The sequence below is a fragment of the Rhodococcus sp. ARC_M6 genome, from assembly GCF_022810305.1.
In the GTDB taxonomy this organism is placed as follows: Bacteria; Actinomycetota; Actinomycetes; order Mycobacteriales; family Mycobacteriaceae; genus Rhodococcus_F.
This window is the reverse complement of the sequence record NZ_JALGQH010000001.1, coordinates 214,488-231,884: the sequence shown is the minus strand read 5'-3', so window position 1 is coordinate 231,884 and position 17,397 is coordinate 214,488. Positions and strand designations below refer to the sequence as shown.

At 63.1% G+C, this 17,397-nt stretch carries 13 protein-coding genes and 1 pseudogene; 8 read left to right on the top strand and 6 right to left on the bottom strand.

What is annotated here, in order from left to right; genetic code table 11:
- Positions 1-14 precede the first annotated feature (14 nt).
- Positions 15-1,082: pseudogene (locus tag MTX36_RS01080) on the bottom strand (acyltransferase family protein); the annotation flags it as partial.
- 217 nt (positions 1,083-1,299) lie between these two features.
- Between MTX36_RS01080 and MTX36_RS01075 the strand changes: the two are divergent.
- Entirely contained in the window at positions 1,300-2,430 is a 1,131-nt protein-coding gene (locus MTX36_RS01075) for a DUF3068 domain-containing protein (RefSeq protein WP_243617919.1), read from the top strand.
- A 90-nt stretch (positions 2,431-2,520) separates the two neighbouring features.
- On the opposite strand, the gene MTX36_RS01070 is transcribed toward MTX36_RS01075, so the two are convergent.
- Positions 2,521-3,753: a lipopolysaccharide biosynthesis protein gene (locus MTX36_RS01070; protein WP_243617918.1), complete on the bottom strand. Its 1,233-nt coding sequence runs from the start codon at positions 3,751-3,753 to the stop codon at positions 2,521-2,523.
- 33 nt (positions 3,754-3,786) lie between these two features.
- Between MTX36_RS01070 and MTX36_RS01065 the strand changes: the two genes are divergently transcribed.
- Positions 3,787-5,520: a hypothetical protein gene (locus MTX36_RS01065; RefSeq protein WP_243617917.1), complete on the top strand. Its 1,734-nt coding sequence runs from the start codon at positions 3,787-3,789 to the stop codon at positions 5,518-5,520.
- On the opposite strand, the gene MTX36_RS01060 is transcribed toward MTX36_RS01065, so the two are convergent.
- Positions 5,467-6,681: a glycosyltransferase family 4 protein gene (locus MTX36_RS01060; RefSeq protein ID WP_243618225.1), complete on the bottom strand. Its 1,215-nt coding sequence runs from the start codon at positions 6,679-6,681 to the stop codon at positions 5,467-5,469. The two genes, MTX36_RS01065 and MTX36_RS01060, sit on opposite strands and share 54 nt — an antisense overlap.
- Before the next feature lie 193 nt (positions 6,682-6,874).
- Between MTX36_RS01060 and MTX36_RS01055 the strand changes: the two genes are divergently transcribed.
- The 6 genes from MTX36_RS01055 (at position 6,875) to MTX36_RS01030 (ending at position 13,542) form a co-directional block, all read left to right on the top strand.
- Complete coding sequence (locus MTX36_RS01055) at positions 6,875-7,645, top strand: class I SAM-dependent methyltransferase (RefSeq protein ID WP_094274560.1); 771 nt, start codon at positions 6,875-6,877, stop codon at positions 7,643-7,645.
- Position 7,646: 1 nt separating this feature from the next.
- Positions 7,647-8,552: an ROK family protein gene (locus MTX36_RS01050; protein ID WP_308198175.1), complete on the top strand. Its 906-nt coding sequence runs from the start codon at positions 7,647-7,649 to the stop codon at positions 8,550-8,552.
- A gap of 131 nt (positions 8,553-8,683) precedes the next feature.
- Complete coding sequence (locus MTX36_RS01045) at positions 8,684-9,850, top strand: phosphotransferase family protein (protein ID WP_374230405.1); 1,167 nt, start codon at positions 8,684-8,686, stop codon at positions 9,848-9,850.
- Positions 9,851-9,852: 2 nt separating this feature from the next.
- The gene (locus MTX36_RS01040) at positions 9,853-11,004 is read left to right on the top strand and encodes a hypothetical protein (RefSeq protein WP_243618223.1); all 1,152 of its coding nucleotides are present in this window, start codon (positions 9,853-9,855) and stop codon (positions 11,002-11,004) included.
- Between the two features lie 5 nt (positions 11,005-11,009).
- Positions 11,010-12,458 (top strand): aldehyde dehydrogenase, encoded by a 1,449-nt coding sequence (locus MTX36_RS01035; RefSeq protein ID WP_243617915.1) that lies wholly within the window; start codon positions 11,010-11,012, stop codon positions 12,456-12,458.
- 130 nt (positions 12,459-12,588) lie between these two features.
- Positions 12,589-13,542 carry a cation diffusion facilitator family transporter gene (locus MTX36_RS01030; RefSeq protein ID WP_308198174.1) on the top strand — a complete coding sequence of 318 codons (954 nt, stop codon included), beginning with the start codon at positions 12,589-12,591 and terminating at the stop codon, positions 13,540-13,542.
- A 169-nt stretch (positions 13,543-13,711) separates the two neighbouring features.
- Here MTX36_RS01030 and epsC read toward each other — a convergent pair whose 3' ends face one another.
- The 3 genes from epsC to MTX36_RS01015 form a co-directional block, all read right to left on the bottom strand.
- Positions 13,712-14,290, bottom strand: coding sequence for a serine O-acetyltransferase EpsC (gene epsC / locus MTX36_RS01025; protein ID WP_243617914.1), 579 nt, complete (start codon positions 14,288-14,290; stop codon positions 13,712-13,714).
- 5 nt (positions 14,291-14,295) lie between these two features.
- On the bottom strand, positions 14,296-15,231 hold the full coding sequence (gene cysK, locus MTX36_RS01020; protein ID WP_243617913.1) for a cysteine synthase A: 936 nt from the start codon (positions 15,229-15,231) through the stop codon (positions 14,296-14,298).
- A gap of 218 nt (positions 15,232-15,449) precedes the next feature.
- Positions 15,450-17,279, bottom strand: coding sequence for a phosphoenolpyruvate carboxykinase (GTP) (locus tag MTX36_RS01015; RefSeq protein ID WP_243617912.1), 1,830 nt, complete (start codon positions 17,277-17,279; stop codon positions 15,450-15,452).
- Positions 17,280-17,397: the final 118 nt, after the last annotated feature.

Genomic DNA, 17,397 nt, shown 5'->3' with positions numbered 1-17,397 from the left:
GACGCCACAGCCACACTCAGAACGAACGTCAACGCCAGAACGTAGAAGAAGCTGCCCTGGAACGGCACAATTCCGAACACCGGGAACACCGCGTTGAGTACCGCCAAATGCCAGATGAAGAGTCCGTACGACCAGCGGCCGATCGCCAACGCCATCGGACCCGCCAGAAACCGGTGCTCCGCCAGAAACCGGTGCTCCGCCAAATCCCGCAGCACCAACGGAGCGATCAGCGCAAAGCTGATGATCGCGCCCAGCAGGATCTTCATCGAGAACTGCCAAGGCTCCGGACGCACCATCCCCTCAGGTCCCGCCAGATCAGTGCACGACAAAACAAATGCAACGAGCGCCACACCCGCCAACAACAACCGGTGATGAGCCAGACGGTGCATCCACGTCGACGGGCCGACAGCCAACTCCGCCAGCACCATGCCCACCCCGAACCACGGCAGATACCCCGGCAACCAATTGTCATGATGAATGAAATCGGGGGCAGGGACCGGCAGGAACGACCACGTCAACGCCAACCCCGAAACCCCGAGCAGCAACGGAATCCGCCACCGCGCCGCACCTCCCCGAAGACGCACCAACAAAAACGCAAAAAGAGGGAGCAACAGATAGAACGCCACCTCCACCGAGAGGCTCCACATCTGGGTGAGACCCTCGGTGAGCGTCAAAGGTACGAAGACTTGCACCAAACTGAGATTCGCGAGCCACACCTTGTATCCGCCGCCGGCTCCGGGCAGGAAAAGAAGTATGAGCGTCACTGCCACCCAGTACGCGGGGAGAATACGTGTCGCTCGCGAGATCCAATACTTCACGGGTTCTTGTGGTCGACCGATTCCGCGGGCCGCAGCGGCATGCGGACGCCACAACAGAAATCCGGACAGTGCAAAGAACACTGCCACGGCAAGATCAAGGCGACCGAAAGCTCGTCCGATCGCCCCGGACTGCGCTTCGCCGGTCTGGAACGCAACGTGAGTGACTAGAACGCCGAGTGCCGCCAAACCTCGCATACCGTCCAATGCGGGAATGAAGCCCCGGGCCTGCGGCGGGACGGTTCGAGAAGATTTCACGGGACTCATCATCACGGATAATTGTGCACTCCAGGCCCATTGTCCGAAACCGCCAGGCACTTCAAAGAAAATGCCAGGCCAATTCATGACCTCATGCGACAAACCGGGCCGGTGGACTGTTAGTGTTCTGCCACACAGGGTGTCTACGGTGACCCCATACGACCTGCGCAGCTCATATCGTGCAGGTTTCCGAACCTCAAAACTACTAACGGGTAGGAGTCACAGCATGGCGGAACGCTCAGGGCCGAGCCGGATACTTCCTTGCATTCTGGTGGGCCTTGGAGCCTTCCTCTTGGCCATCGCCGTCCTCATTCCTACCTACATGGTGGGAAAGTTGGAGAAGACGCCGCTCGACCTCGAGGTGACCACCATCGCGACGGGCAACGGCAGTGTCCTCAACTCCGCGGCACTGCTCGCCGGTAAGGCACAGGTCGACAAGAACGTACCGATCGTCGCTCAGCGCTACGTCACGACGCAGGATCCTTCCAACGCCGACGACATCACGGTCCAAGCCGGCCAGACCGTCATCCGCACCGACAAGCAGGGCGACAGCGGACTCTTGACTGCATCCGTCGACACCGTCACGCTCGATCGCGTCAGCTCCATGCCGACCAACGACCCGGTCGGAACCATTCAGACCGACCCCGGTCAGCCTGCACAGGAACTCTCCCGCGACGGATTGCAGTACAAGTTCCCGTTCAACACGGAGAAGAAGACCTACCCGTACTTCGATCTCAATGCTCGCGCGACTCAGGACATCGACTTCGTCGAAGAGACCGAGATCAACGGCATGAAGGTCTACCACTTCACACAGACGGTCGAACCTGTCGATCTGTCGAAGGTCGTCAACTCCCCCACGAACAAGCTGACGCTGCCTGCCGACACCTGGGGCGTACCGGGTGGCGAAACCCCCATCACGATGACGCGTTGGTACACCAACGTTCGTGACCTGTGGGTCGAGCCCAAGACCGGTGTCATCGTCAAGGGCCAGGAGCAGCTGCATCAGTACTACGGCCGCAACAAGAACTCGGTCGACGTCGACGTCCTGAACGTCACGCTTCCCTTCGACGAAGCAACCATCGAGTACCAGATCGGGCAGGCCAAGGACGGCATGGATCTGCTCAACCTCGTCGGTCGTACCGTTCCGATCATCGCCGGCATCCTCGGCCTGATCGCACTGGCCGCCGGTATCTTCCTCGGTGTGCGCGGCGGCAAGGGTGGAACCCCGGCGGCAGCACACGCCGGCGGAGGCCAGGCTCCGAGCGGACAGCGTCCCGCCAGCCCCGCTCCCGGCGAGCACGACTGGACCTCCGACGACACTCAGGTGATCCCGCGTCCGGATCTTCGCAAGGACTGATGAGTTTCGCCAGTGAAGCTGGCACCCGTTGTATGAAGTAGGCACCCCTTCCCGCACGTCGGAAGGGGTGCCTACTTCATTGAGAAGGTGCTAGCTCGCGCTGACACTCGCACGGTCCGCACTCCGTACTGCAGCAGTCGCCACGGCAACCGCCGTCACCGACGCGATTACCACCGCAGTCCCGATCAACTCCCCGGGCGTCTCGGCCCACACCAGCATCACTGTGCCTTCGACGAGAAGCCCGATCCACGCGAGTACAGCGACCCTCGTGCGTTCCGACGCGATTGCCGCGAGCAGAGCGCACTGCAACACCGCCAGCACCGCACCGTGCAGAGCAAAAGCCCACAGCATCGACGCCACGGGGGCGTAATCGTCGCCCACCAGCACCGGCACCAACGGACCCGCAATTGCCGCGCCCAGCACCAAAGTTGCGCCGATCCCGACGAGCACAGCCAACGCAGTCCGCACAGCGCGAGCCGACTGCGCAGGATTCGCCATCTTCGGATACAGGACGACCCCGACCGCTTGGGGCAGCCAGAACGCCGCTTTGGTTGCCACCGCGCCCAGTGCGTAGATACCGGCGTCGTATTCGCTCAGCACCACGCGGACGATCAGCAGGTCCAGCGACGACAAGGCGATCAGTGCAAGTTGAACCTGCGAGGCCGCGAGCACGGATGCAACACCGATACGGACGGGCTGATGCGCACTCGGCACTGCGGTTCGGTCGAGAATCCGAACTGCCGCCACCAACAACGCCGTTCCGGCCGCACCCGCGACCAGCGCCCCGGAGGCTGCGCCGCCGAAAGCCAGAACTAACACTGCCGGAACAACTTTCATTACTCCCGCGCCCGCAAGCACGGCACTGAGTGCACCGAACCGGCCACGCCCCTGCAACAATCCCTGTTCCGTGGCCAGCAAAACCAGCATCGGAGCTGTCACCAAAGCAGAAAACGCTGCCACGATTCCGGTATCGAGAAGCCAGGCCATCGCGGGAGTGAGCACCACGGCGAGAACGGCAACGATCGCCGCGCATCGATAACCCAACGACCGCAAGGCTTCTGTGCTCTTGCCTCGTACGGCCTCACGGGCGACCACTGTCTGCAACGCCAGGGCCGGGACTGCCAGCACCAACTGTGCGGCCAGCAGACTCGCGAATTCGCCGTACCCGGCAGGGCCCAACCATCGACTCGCCAACCACGCAAGCAGGTACGCAGCCACATTCGCAGTCATGGAACCGGCCATCACCATGCTGACCCCGGCGGCAGTCGCGGCGTAGTGCGTGTCCTCGGTGCCAGCAGAACGGTCGAGGGGTTGGCGCGCCATGCGACCAATGATGCACCACGTATCGTGCGCGTCATGACAGTGCAGCCGAAACGCGACAGCTTCGTAGCGGCGGTGTACAGCCTGGCACTGTCGGCCTTGATCCTCGGTCCACTGTTCGGCTCCGGCTACCTTTTGCTGCGCGACGCCGTCAGCACCCCCCGGTCATACCTCACGGACTCCGCTCTCGGACTCACCGACGCAGCCGCACGTGCTGTTCCTCAGGACGCTCTCATTGCAGCACTGAGCACAGTCGTCGACGGCGGACTGGTAGTGAAAGGCCTGTTGCTCGCCGCACTCTGGCTGGCCGGCTGGGGCGCGGCACGCCTGGTCGCGGTACTCCTGCCGAGCGCCGGACTGGGACCACAATTGGTGGCGTCGACGGTCATGTTGTGGAACCCGTACGTCGCCGAGCGTCTGCTGCAAGGACATTGGAGCCTGCTGGCGGGTTACGGCGCGTTGCCGTGGATTGTGTGCGCCGGTATCGGGGTACGACGCCGGATTCCCGGTTCCTGGTGGGGCCTGGCAGCAGCTTTGGCATTTGCGGGTCTGACGCCTACCGGCGCACTCCTGGGATTGACGACGGCATTGGTGGTGGTTGGGTCACCCGGCGGGCAATCGCCGGTGCTGCGACGCCTGAGCGGTGTGGGCGCACTCTTCCTGATCGCGGCGTCGCCGTGGCTGACTGCAACGCTCCTCGCCGACGGCGTCGGCGACGGCTCCGACCCTGCCGGGGTGGCAGCGTTTGCCGCCCGCGCGGAACCCGGGCTCGGAACTCTGGGCAGCCTCGCTGGTTTGGGTGGCGTCTGGAATTCAGCCGCCGTTCCGGCCACGCGCGCAACGCTCTTCGCCGTAGTCGGGACGGTTCTGCTCCTCATCCTGGTTCTCAGCGGCATCCCGGCGCTGTGGCGGCGGCGTCGTAATCCGGTTATTGCCGCTCTGGGAATCCTGGCCCTCGCCGCCGTGCTCGCTCCGGCTTTGGGTGCGACGCCGTGGGGCCTCGACGTGGGCCGCTGGTCCGTCGAATCCTTTTCGGGCGCAGGACTGCTCCGCGACTCACAGAAGTGGGTGGCTCTGGCGGCGCCCTTCTACGCATTGTCCGCAGCTGCCGCCGTGATGTGGGCGCAACAGCGCTTTCCCCTGCCCAGACCGACGTGGTCGATCGCTGCCGTGGTCGTCACGATCCTGGCACTGCCCGATCTGGTCTGGGGCGTCGGCGGGGCCCTGAAACCTGTAACCTACCCGCAGGCCTGGACCACAGTATCCGAGCAGCTGAGAGGCGAATCCGGTGATGTGGCAATACTTCCCGCCGGAATGTTCCGCGCTTTCACGTACAGCGGAGACGCCCCGGTTCTCGATCCGGCGCCGCGTTTCCTCCCCCTCGACGTCCTGCAAACAGGGCAACTGATAGTCGCCGGTGGAGCCGTCGGTGGAGAAGGAACTCGCGCCGGCCAGGTCGAGGATCTCTTGCTTTCCGGCGGCGGAAACGCCGAATTGGCCGCACTCGGCGTCGGATGGGTATTGGTGGAACGGGATACGCCAGGCCAATTCGACGAGTCTTCACTCCGCGATCTGGAGAAGGTATTCGCCGACAACTATCTCGAACTCTATCGAGTCCCCGGAAAACCTGCCGTGCACCAAGCTTCGAGCATCGCGCGCGCCTCCGTCATCATTGCGCACCTGGCCTGGGTTCTGATGGGGACAGTTGCGCTGCTGTCAGTCGGATTGCACAAGAACAGAGTTCGACTCGCGCGGCGCAACCAAACCTGAAACCCTTCGCCCGTCCGCCGTGGCGGTCAATACTTCGAACACCCCGGTTCCGGTTTGCTCCCAAGAGAATTCGCCGGACCATACCCGCGCCTTCTCACCGAGAACCGTTCGAAGTTCGTGATCGCGCAACAGAATTCCGGCTGCCTCGGTCAGTTCTGCCACGTCGGCGTCACCGACGCTTTCGCCGCCCACCAGAAGGCCGGTCACACCGTCGACGATCGAATCCGTCAAACCTTTGGAGCTGCGGTATCCGATGGTCGGCACACCGTGCTGCGCGGCTTCGATGACAGCCAACCCCCATCCTTCTTTGCGCGAAGGCATGAGGTGGATCCACGACTGCGCCAACAGTTCATGCTTGCGCGCCTCGTCGACATGCCCGTAGAACGTCACCGCGTCGTCGATACCCAACTCGGCAGCACGATCACGCAGGTTCTGCTCCCACCAGCCGCCACCGATGACGTCCAGATGGACATCCGGAACCGAAGGTCGAAGTACCGCAACAGCTTCGAGAGCATCCTCAATCTGCTTGTGCGGCACCAGACGCGAGAGCACCGACATGGTAGGGCGGGTGGCCCGGGTGATCGAACCACCCGCGTCGACGCCGACCGGAAGTCGATCAGCCCCGTTGCGCACCACGGCAATTCGGTTGCGATCCACTCCCAGATCCGCCAACTCTTCGGCCGAAGGCAGTGACACGGTCAGATACTGACTGCTCCGATGCGTCCGCGGGGACAACCGGGATTCCACCCACCAACCGATCCGGCCGACGAGCTTGCCCGCAACCGGCCACTGTTCGCGATGGCAGTGATGAACCAGCAGAGTGACCGGTGCACCGGTCACCATCTTCGAGAAAAATGGGATCCCGTTCTGCGTGTCGATGACGGCGTCGGGACGAATACCCTTGAGCGAACCGAATCCGAGTCGGCCGGCGGCAATCGCAGCCAGTGCCCGCGGGTACACGCTGAAGCGTCCACCGGAGCGACTGATGGTGATGCCGTCGCGGTTCTCGGACGCTGGAGCACCGGGATACGACGCGGTCCGCAACGTCACCTGGATTCCGCGCGCGGCCAACTGGGTTCCGACTTGCTCGAGGTACCGCTCGCTTCCGCCGCCCTGCGGGTGCCCGGTGTCGCGCCAACAGAGCAACAGAACCTCACGCACGTGCGTTACTCCTACGAGTTCGTCCTTGTGACCGCAGCGGGTGCGTGTGGTCTTGCGGGGGATGCCCACCATGACCGGTCGGTAACCCTGCGGAACACCCTAACTGCTTCTGCGTCCGTATTGACTCACTCGGCAGACACTGGAATCGACGGTATTCGTGGACTGAGCACACCAGTCGCTAAAGTTGCTTTCCGTGACCAAGCCCGCAGTGACCCGCATTTTCGGCCGACGGGCAACCCTCAAACGATCCGTCGCGTTGCTCAGCGACTTCCGCCACGAGCAAAGCGCGCCCGACATCTTCTACGGCGCACTGGCCCGCGACTCGGTCGAATTGATCTCGGACCTGCACGAAGGTCACACCGGTCAATCCTTGGACGGGTTGACGGTCCTCGACGTCGGCGGCGGTCCCGGCTACTTCGCGGAGGTATTCCAAGCCGCCGGCGCCCGCTACATTCCGGTCGAACCCGATCCGTCGGAAATGCACGCGGCCGGCCTGACCGTCGGCGGCGCTGTACGCGGATCCGGCCTGGCCTTGCCGTTTCGGGACTCGTCCGTGGACATCTGCTTCTCGTCGAATGTGGCCGAGCACGTGAGCGAACCGTGGCTGATGGCCGAGGAAATGTTGCGCGTCACCAAACCCGGCGGGCTGATGGTCCTCTCGTACACCCTGTGGTGGGGGCCGTTCGGTGGCCACGAAACCGGGCCGTGGCACGCCTTCGGCGGCGAGTACGCGGCCCGGCGTTATCTCCGCACCACCGGCCGCGAACCCAAGAACAAATTCGGCACGTCATTGTTCAAAGTCGGCGCCACCGACGGCTTACGCTGGGCCCGTGGAACACAGCAGGGCGAACTACTCGCCGCAATCCCCCGCTATCACCCATCGTGGGCTTGGTGGATGGTCCGTGTTCCGGGCCTTCGGGAGTTTCTGGTGAGCAACCTCGTCGTGGTTCTCGAAAAGAAATAACGTGCGCCTCGCACTCGACATCGGTGGCACCAAGATGGCTGCCGGCGTAGTACGGGAGGACGGCAGAGTCCCCGATGTCGAGACCGTGCCAACCCCTGATGCAGACACCTGGGCCACCTGCGCGGCATTACTTCGGCGAGTTGCCGACGGCAGAAGCATCCACGCTGTCGGGATCGCCTGCGCCGGCCCGGTCGATACCGTCGGCGGCGTCGTAGCACCCATAAACATCAGCGAGTGGGCCCGAGGGTTCCCGCTGATCGAAGCCATAGAAGCGCTTTTTCCGGGTGCCCGAACAGCGCTTGCGATGGACGGCGCTGCCGCGGCACTGGCCGAACATCATCACGGCGCCGGACGCGGAATCCCGAACCTTCTGAGCCTGGTCGTGTCCACCGGAATCGGCGGCGGCGTTGTCCTCGGCGGACGCATTGCTACCGGTCGCACCGGCAACGCCGGCCACATCGGGCACATGGCTGTCTCCGGCACCAGCTCTGTCCCTGGCGCCGACGAACCCTGCAGTTGCGGTGGCGTCGGCTGCCTCGAGACCGTCGCGAGCGGTCCGTCGGCGGCCCGATGGGCGAGAACTCAGGGTTGGGCGGGCAGCACCGGACTCGAACTCGCCGACGCCGCACGCGGTGGTGATCCCATAGCAACCGCGGCGCTTGCGCGGGCAGGCCACGCCTTGGGGATTGCGATCGCGTCCGCCGCGGCTCTCCTGGATGTGAACCTCGCCGTCTTGGGCGGCGGATTCTCCCAGGCCGGCCCACCGCTGTGGGAACCGCTACTCGAAGCGGCTGCCCGACATGCCCGATTGTCATTCATCTCGGACCTGAGCATCCTGCCCGCTCAACTCGGGACTGCCGGAACTTTGACGGGCGCCGGACTTCTGTCCCTCGACGTCGATATCTGACACGGGTTCTTTCCCAATTCATGCACCGCAAGTCCCAGTAAACGGCTGCCATCTGGTACTTATTTCTGTAACGTGTTTTAGTGGTCTGACTCACACATCGCAGGCTTGGCACACGACAACAGTGGAAGGAGGTGACCATGAGTTCCGACGTTGTCTCAGCAGACGAAGCTGAACATCTCGCTCAGGTCGCCCGACCGAGCAGTTCCCAGCGTGACACCGAAGACCTGCGTGAGCGCCTCGAGCGGTGGATGGCGGCCAAAGTACCGGCCGGATCCAGCGTGACCGTCGGCGACGTCACCTTGCCTGCCGCCAACGGCATGTCCAGCGAAACCATCCTCTTCGACGCGACGTGGGACGGCGAACACCACCCGATGGTCGCGCGCGTTGCACCGGCGGCGACCACCATGCCGATCTTTCCGACCTACGACCTCGAAGCCCAGTTCCGAACGATGGCGCAGGTCCGCGAGCATTCCGACGTTCCGGTCCCGTCCGTCTACTGGTCCGAATCGGGTTCCGACGCTCTCGGCGCACCGTTTTTCGTGATGGAACGCATCTCCGGCCAGGTTCCGCCAGACGTCATGCCCTACACCTTCGGATCCTGGGTAACTGAGGCAACACCCGAGCAGCGCCTGACACTTCAGAACAGTTCCGTGAAGATTCTCGCCCACCTGCACGCCATCGAGAAGCCGCTCGAGCGATTCGACTTCCTCCAACTCCCGGGATCGGGTTCGACTGCCCGAGAAGCACTCTCCGCTCACATCGCCGATCAGCGTCGATTCTACGAGTGGACTGTCGCGGACGGAGCACGGTCACCGCTCATCGAACGTTGCCTCGATTGGGCCGAAGCCAACAACCCCGCCGACGACTCCCCCGCAGTACTCAGCTGGGGCGATTCCCGAATCGGGAACGTCATGTACCAGGACTTCGAACCCGCTGCGGTGCTCGACTGGGAAATGGCGACGCTCGGCCCGCGCGAGCTGGATCTTGGCTGGATGGTGTTCCAGCACAGATTCTTCGAAGACTTTGCCGGCCTTGCAAACTTGCCTGGCCTGCCCGATTTCCTTCGGCTCCAGGACGTAGCCGACACCTATGCCGATCTCACCGGATACACGCCGACCGATCTGGAGTTCTACACCACCTACGCAGCCATCCGGCACGCCACGGTCATGTATCGCGTCCAAGCCCGCGCCATAGCGTTCGGCCAAGCCGAGACGCCGGCGGACCCGGACGACATGATCATGCACCGAGCAACCGTCACCACGATGCTCGACGGCACCTACTGGGAAGGGGTGAAGTGAGCATGTTGTCACCGATGGACGATTACCCCATTCACCAGATCGCCGAGCCTGTCCGCCACGTTGCCACCTCGGACCGAAACTTCTACGACCGCTACTACTTCAACTGCTATCCCACCGACAGCGACGACACCTTCCTGATCGTCGGCTTGGGCCAGTACCCCAATCTCGGTGTCATGGACGGTTTTGCGGTCCTCCGCCACGGTGACCATCACATCGTGGCTCGGATGTCGAAAGCTCTCGGTGCCGACCGCACCGACACCACGGTCGGACCACTGCGCATCGAGGTCCTCGAAGGCCTGCAGAAACTTCGTGTTGTCCTCGAACCGAGCAGTGAATACGATCTCTCCTTCGACATCACCTTCGACGCCACCATCCCGGCGGCCTTGGAACCTAAGCAGTTTCGTCGTCAACTCGAACGAGTAACCTTCGAAACGTCCCGCTTCTTGCAAACGGGAACGTGGACAGGAAATCTCACCGTCGACGGTGAAGAGATCGCGATCGACCCGACAACGTGGCGCGGCAACCGTGATCGTTCGTGGGGCGTGCGTCCGGTCGGCGAGGCCGAACCTCCCGGCCGCCGCGCCGTCGATGATATCCAGAACTTCTTCTGGGTTTACTCCGTCATGCAATTCGACGATTTCACCATCTCCGTCATCATGCAGGAAGACGCGCAGGGCCGACGCATCATCGAGGAAGCGATGCGGGTGTGGCCGGAGCCTGGCCGCGACACGGAATGGCTCGGCCGACCCGAGCACAACCTGATCTTCTGCCCCGCCACCCGCGACGTCACCGGCGCCACCCTCACCTTTCACCGCCCCAACGGTGAGGTACTGACCGTCGACTGTGAACTGTTGCTGGCCAACCACATCGGCATCGGCACCGGCTACGGCCTCGAGCAGGACTGGCGTCACGGAATGTGGCAAGGCGAACTCGTCGTGCAAGGCCTGCGACACAAAGTCCACGAATTCGAACCCATGCAGCGCATGTTCTCCCCCGTGGACAACCTCAGCAAATTCCATCTCACCGAGGGTGGTCAAACCTTCGACGGCACGGGACTTTTCGAAGTCGCGGCCATCGGACCCCACGAGCGTTACGGCTTCACCAGTTTCACCGATATGGCCCCAGAACCTCAGACCGACAACACCGAGGAATGATTGTGATGACAAAGTACGACAAGCTCTACATCGGCGGCGAGTGGGTCGCCCCCGCCACCGACCAGGTTCTCGAAGTGTTCTCCCCGGCAACGGAAGAGCTCGTCGGAAGCTGCCCCGTCGCCACCCCCGCAGACATCGATGCCGCAGTCGCCGCTGCCCGCAACGCTTTCGACAACGGACCCTGGGGTAAGACGACGCCCGCCGAGCGCGGCGCGATCCTCGCGAAGGCCGCCAAGCTCCTCGAAGAGGGCAGCGCAGAACTCAACCAGCTCATCTCCAACGAGATGGGCCAGCCGCCGTCAATGGTCGGCATGATGCAGCAGACCCCGTCGATGGCGACGCTCGGCTTCTACTCCGAACTCGCTGACAAATTTGCCTGGGAAGAGAAGCGCACCGGCGTCTTCGGCCAGACCAAGGTCACCCGTGAGCCCGTCGGCGTCGTCGCTGCCGTTCTCGCCTGGAACGTTCCACTGTTCCTCGCGATCAACAAGCTCGCTCCCGCCCTGCTCGCAGGCTGCGCCGTCCTACTCAAGCCGGCACCCGAGTCGCCGCTCTCCGTCCATGTGGTTGCCGAAATCTTTGCCGAGGCAGGCGTTCCCGCCGGCGTCATCTCCGTACTCCCCGGTGGCGCCGAGACCGGCGAATACCTGGTCTCACATCCCGACATCGACAAGATCACCTTCACCGGCTCCAGCGCCGTCGGCCGCAAGATCGGCGCCATCGCCGCTCAGAACCTCAAGCGCTGCTCCCTCGAACTCGGCGGCAAGTCCGCTGCGATCATCCTCGAGGACGCCGACATTGCTGCCGGTATGCCGATGCTCGTCATGTCCGGCCTGATGAACACCGGCCAGGCCTGTGTTGCACAGACCCGAATCCTCGCTCCCCGTTCACGTTATGACGAGGTCATCGAGGGAATGAAGACCGCTGCCGGTTACATGACCGTCGGCGATCCTTCGGATCCGGCAGCCCAGCTCGGCCCCTTGATCTCCGAGAAGCAGCGTGAGCGCGTCGAGGGTTACATCGCCAAGGGTCTGGAAGAGGGCGCTCGTCTCGTTCTCGGCGGCGGCCGTCCCGCCGGCCTGGACAAGGGCTGGTACGTCGAGCCCACCATCTTCGCCGACGTAGACAACTCCATGACCATCGCCCGCGAAGAGATCTTCGGACCCGTCCTCTCAGTGATTCCGTACGACTCCGAGGACGAGGCCATCAAGATCGCCAACGACTCCGACTACGGCCTCGCCGGCTCCGTGTGGACCACCGACATCGAGCACGGCCTCGAAATTGCCGCGCAGATCCGCACCGGAACCTACGGAATCAACTGGTACGCCTTCGACGCCGGCTCACCGTTCGGTGGCTACAAGAACTCCGGAATCGGACGCGAGAACGGACCGGAAGGCCTCGAAGCCTTCTGTGAGAGCAAGTCCGTGCTCATGCCCCCCGGCTACACGAGCTGATCTTGACTTGAGCTAGCACCCTTTGTGCACAGTGAGCACCCCTTCCCGCACTACGGAAGGGGTGCTCACTTCATGAAAAGGGTGCTCACTCCCTGCGCAAAACCGCCAGCCCCCGCCTAGCCTGAGAATCGTGAGCACCGAAACCGAGACAAAGGCATCACAAGACGAAAGCACCGCCACCGTCGTACTGGCATTTGCCGCAAACGCTTTGATCGCCGCGGCAAAAACAGCTGCCGCGATCATCACCGGATCGGCGTCGATGGTCGCCGAAGCCACCCACTCGTGGGCCGATACCGGCAACGAGGTGCTGCTCCTCATCGCCAACAAGCGATCGAAGCGAGTCCCGGACCGCGAACATCCACTCGGATACGGCCGCGAGGCCTACATCTGGTCGATGTTCGCGGCCCTCGGACTCTTCGCCCTCGGCGCCGGAGTGTCGATCACCCACGGAATCCAAGAACTGTTCCATTCTGAGCCGGCCACCGACTTCGGTGTTGCCTACGCAGTTCTCGGGGTCTCGTTCATCCTCGAGGGCATCTCGTTCCGTCAGGCGTACAAACAACTCCGCGGTGAAGCGGCAGCCGTCAACCGCGATGTCCTTGCTCAGGCACTCAACACATCCGACCCCACGACGCGGGCCGTGTTTGCCGAAGACGCTGCGGCACTGATCGGTTTGATCATCGCGTTTGTCGGCGTGCTGCTGCACCAGATCACTGGCTCACCGATTCCCGACGCCCTCGGATCCATCTGCGTCGGCATCCTGCTGGGCGTGATCGCGGTGATCCTGATCGATCGCAATCGCCGGTTCCTGGTCGGCGAAGAAGCATCGCCGACGCTCCGCGCAGCCGGCATTGAAGCACTCACCGCGCTTCCCGACATCAACCGAATCACGTTCCTGCGCATGGAATACCTCGGTCCGCGGCAGGTGTATCTGGTTGCCAGTGTCGACCTGGTGGGCGACTACGCAGAATCACGAGTCGCCCACACCTTGCGCGAACTCGAGCGCACACTCGAGCAGAGCCCACGCGTCGTACGGGCGATCCTGACGCTTTCGACGCCGGAAGAACCGTCCATCGCGGCCTGAGCGAGCACCCTTTGTGCACAGTGGGCACCCCTTCCAGCAAGACGGAAGGGGTGCCCACTTCATGAAAAGGGTGCCCACTCACAGCAATTGTCCCGAACCTGTCCGAGTCTGAACAGACGCCGATGGCCGCCCCACCGTCGAAACGAGGGGCGGCCACCGGCAAACTCGCTCAGATATACATCGCCGGATCGATGTAACTGTTCGGATCCACCAACTTCTCCGTGGTGGTGCGCGGACGCGCCACTGCGGGAATTCCTGTTGCAATGGAATCAGCCGGAACATCCCGTGTCACAACAGCATTGGCGCCGATAGCACTGCCTTCGCCGATGACGACGGGGCCGAGGATCTTGGCACCCGCACCGACGGTGACGCGGTCTTCGAGTGTCGGGTGACGCTTGACCTGCTCGAGTGAACGACCACCGAGGGTGACCCCGTGATAGAGCATGACGTCGTTGCCGACCTCAGCAGTTTCCCCGATCACAACGCCCATGCCGTGGTCGATGAAGAACCGTCGGCCGATGGTGGCGCCGGGATGAATCTCGATGCCGGTGGCAAAACGTGTCAGCTGCGACAGCACCCGGGCGGGGCCGCGCAGTGCTGGCACTGCCCACATCCTGTGCGCAACTCGATGCGACCAGATGGCGTGCAGCCCTGAGTAAACGAGCGCGTTCTCCGCATTGCTGCGCGCGGCAGGATCCTGACCGCGCGCAGCCTGCAGGTCCTCGCGAATGGTGCCGAGGATACTCACGAACCTCAGTCCCGGATGTGTTCGAACAGCGGGGTGGAGATGTAACGCTCACCGAAGTCGCAGACCACAGCCACGATCAACTTGCCGGCGTTCTCGGGACGCTTGGCCAGTTCGAGGGCAGCCCAAACGATGGCGCCGGATGAGATGCCACCGAGGATGCCTTCCTGGGTACCGAGCGCACGGGCGATCTCGATGGAGTCCGGGAACGTGACGTCGATGATCTCGTCGTAGATCTCGCGATCGAGGATCTCGGGAACGAAGTTGGCGCCGATGCCCTGAATCTTGTGGGGTCCGGGCGCTCCACCGTTGAGGATCGGGGAGTCGAGGGGTTCGACGCCCACGATCTTGACCTCGGGCTTGTACTTCTTGAGTGTGCGTCCGACGCCGGTGATGGTGCCGCCGGTTCCGATACCTGCCACAAAGATGTCGACGGCACCGTCGGTGTCCGCCCAAACCTCTTCACCTGTGGTGACCTCGTGGATGGCCGGGTTCGCTGGGTTCGCGAACTGGCTTGCCGAGACGGCATTTTCGGTCTGCTCGACAATTTCCTTGGCCTTGGCCACAGCACCGGCCATACCCTCGGAACCCGGCGTCAGCACGATCTCAGCGCCGTAGGCGCGCAGCATGACGCGACGCTCGGTGGACATGGTCTCAGGCATCGTCAGGATGACCTTGTAGCCGCGTGCAGCGCCGACCATGGCGAGGGCGATACCGGTGTTACCACTGGTGCCTTCGACGATGGTGCCGCCGGGCTTGAGTTCACCGGACTTCTCGGCGGCGTCGATGATCGCAACGCCGATACGGTCCTTGACACTGTTTGCCGGGTTGTAGAACTCGAGCTTCACTACAACCTGTGCGCCGAGACCCTCGGTAAGACGGTTGAGTCGCACCAGCGGGGTGCGCCCGACCAACTCGGTGACGTCGTTGTAAATTCCGGCCATTTCCGTACCTCCATGCGGTCGCAGTGTCGACCGGATCGTTTCGCTGACAACGTATTGCATCATTCGATGTGGCCTATGCCTCAACCGGGCCGGTTAAATTACCAGAAGCGACCCGAATCAGCACGAAAATGCCCTCAAACGCCGAATACCGCATCAATTCGCTTAGATCGAATCGATGCGGCATCGGGTCACGCAGAAGAACTAAAACGCAATGGACTTCAGCCCAGACGCTGCTTCAGAGCCTCGAACTCGTCGCGAATGCCGGTAGGCAGCTTCTCGCCGACGAAATCGAACCACTCCTCGATGAGCGGGATCTCGGCCTTCCACTCGTCGATGTTGACCGCGAGAGCCTCGGTGATGTCGGCAGCCGACACATCCAGGCCGTCGATATCGAGAGCCTCACCGGTGGGAACGACGCCGATCGGGGTGTCGATGCCCGCAGCCTTGTGCTCGATACGCTCGACGATCCACTTCAGGACGCGAGAGTTCTCACCGAAGCCTGGCCACAGGAAACGTCCGTCGTCGCCGCGGCGGAACCAGTTGACGTAGAAGACCTTGGGCAGCTTGGACTCGTCGGCAGCCTTGCCGAGGTCGATCCAATGCTGGAAGTAGTCGCCCACGTTGTAGCCGAGGAACGGCAGCATTGCCATCGGGTCGCGGCGAACCGTGCCGACTGTGCCTTCTGCGGCTGCGGTCTGCTCGGAGCCGACCGTGGCGCCCATGAAGACGCCGTGCTGCCAGTCACGAGCCTCGGTGACCAGCGGAACCGTGGTCTTGCGACGTCCGCCGAAGAGGATTGCCGAGATCGGCACGCCATTCGGGTCGTCCCACTCGGGAGCCATGATCGGGCACTGCGACATCGGGGTGCAGTAACGCGAGTTGGGATGAGCAGCCTGGTTGCCGGATTCGGGCGTCCACTCGTTGCCCTTCCAGTCGATCAGGTGCTGCGGGTCGCCTTCGAGGCCTTCCCACCAGACGTCGCCGTCGTCGGTCAGTGCAACGTTGGTGAAGACCGTGTTGCCCTGGTCGATGGTGCGCATGGCGTTGGGGTTCGAGGACCAGTTGGTGCCGGGTGCCACGCCGAAGAAACCGAATTCCGGGTTGACGGCGTAGAGCTGTCCGTCGTCACCGAAACGCATCCAGGCGATGTCGTCACCGAGGGTCTCGGCACGCCATCCGGGGATGGTGGGCTGGATCATCGCAAGGTTGGTCTTGCCACAGGCGGACGGGAATGCCGCCGCAATGTAGTAAGCCTTGTCCTCCGGAGAGATGAGCTTGAGGATGAGCATGTGCTCGGCCAGCCAGCCCTCGTCGTGCGCCATTGCCGAAGCGATGCGCAGCGAGAAGCACTTCTTGCCCAGGAGAGCGTTTCCGCCGTAGCCGGAACCGAAGCTCCAGATCTCACGATCCTCGGGGAAGTGGGTGATGTACTTGGTGTCGTTGCACGGCCACGCGACGTCAGCTTGGCCTTCGGCCAGCGGAGCGCCCAACGAATGCAGTGCCTTGACGAAGAATCCGTCGGTGCCGAGCTTCTCGAGAACCTGGGCACCCATGCGAGTCATGACGCGCATGGAGACGACGACGTACTCGGAGTCCGTGAGCTCGACGCCCAGCTTGGGATCCTCGGCGCCGAGGGGACCCATGCAGAACGGCACGACGTACATGGTGCGTCCGCGCATGCAACCGCGGTACAAGTCACCCATGAGGGTGCGCATCTCCGACGGGTCCATCCAGTTATTGGTGGGGCCTGCGTCGATTTCTTCCTTCGAGCAGATGTAGGTGCGCGATTCGACGCGTGCCACATCGGAAGGATCGGAATTGCCGAGGAACGAGTTCGGCTTCTTCTCGTCGTTGAGGCGTGTGAAGGTGCCTGCCTCGACCAGCTTGTTGGTCAGCCGGTCCCACTCTTCGTCCGAGCCGTCTGCAAAGACGACGCGAGCCGGCTGGGTGAGTTCGGCAACCTCTTGGACCCACGCAAGGAGTTCCTTGTGCTGCGTGGGGGGCGTGCCGTCAGTTCCATTGAGACCGGGAATGGTCGCTGAGGTCATCAAACTCTCCTGGGGTGAGCCGGAACCGGGTTCTCCTGACACACGACGCACCTTCACAGGTAGCGCCCCGATACCAGTTGATCCCGGTGTCCCCCTCTCGACGGGGTCCAGCCGCGTC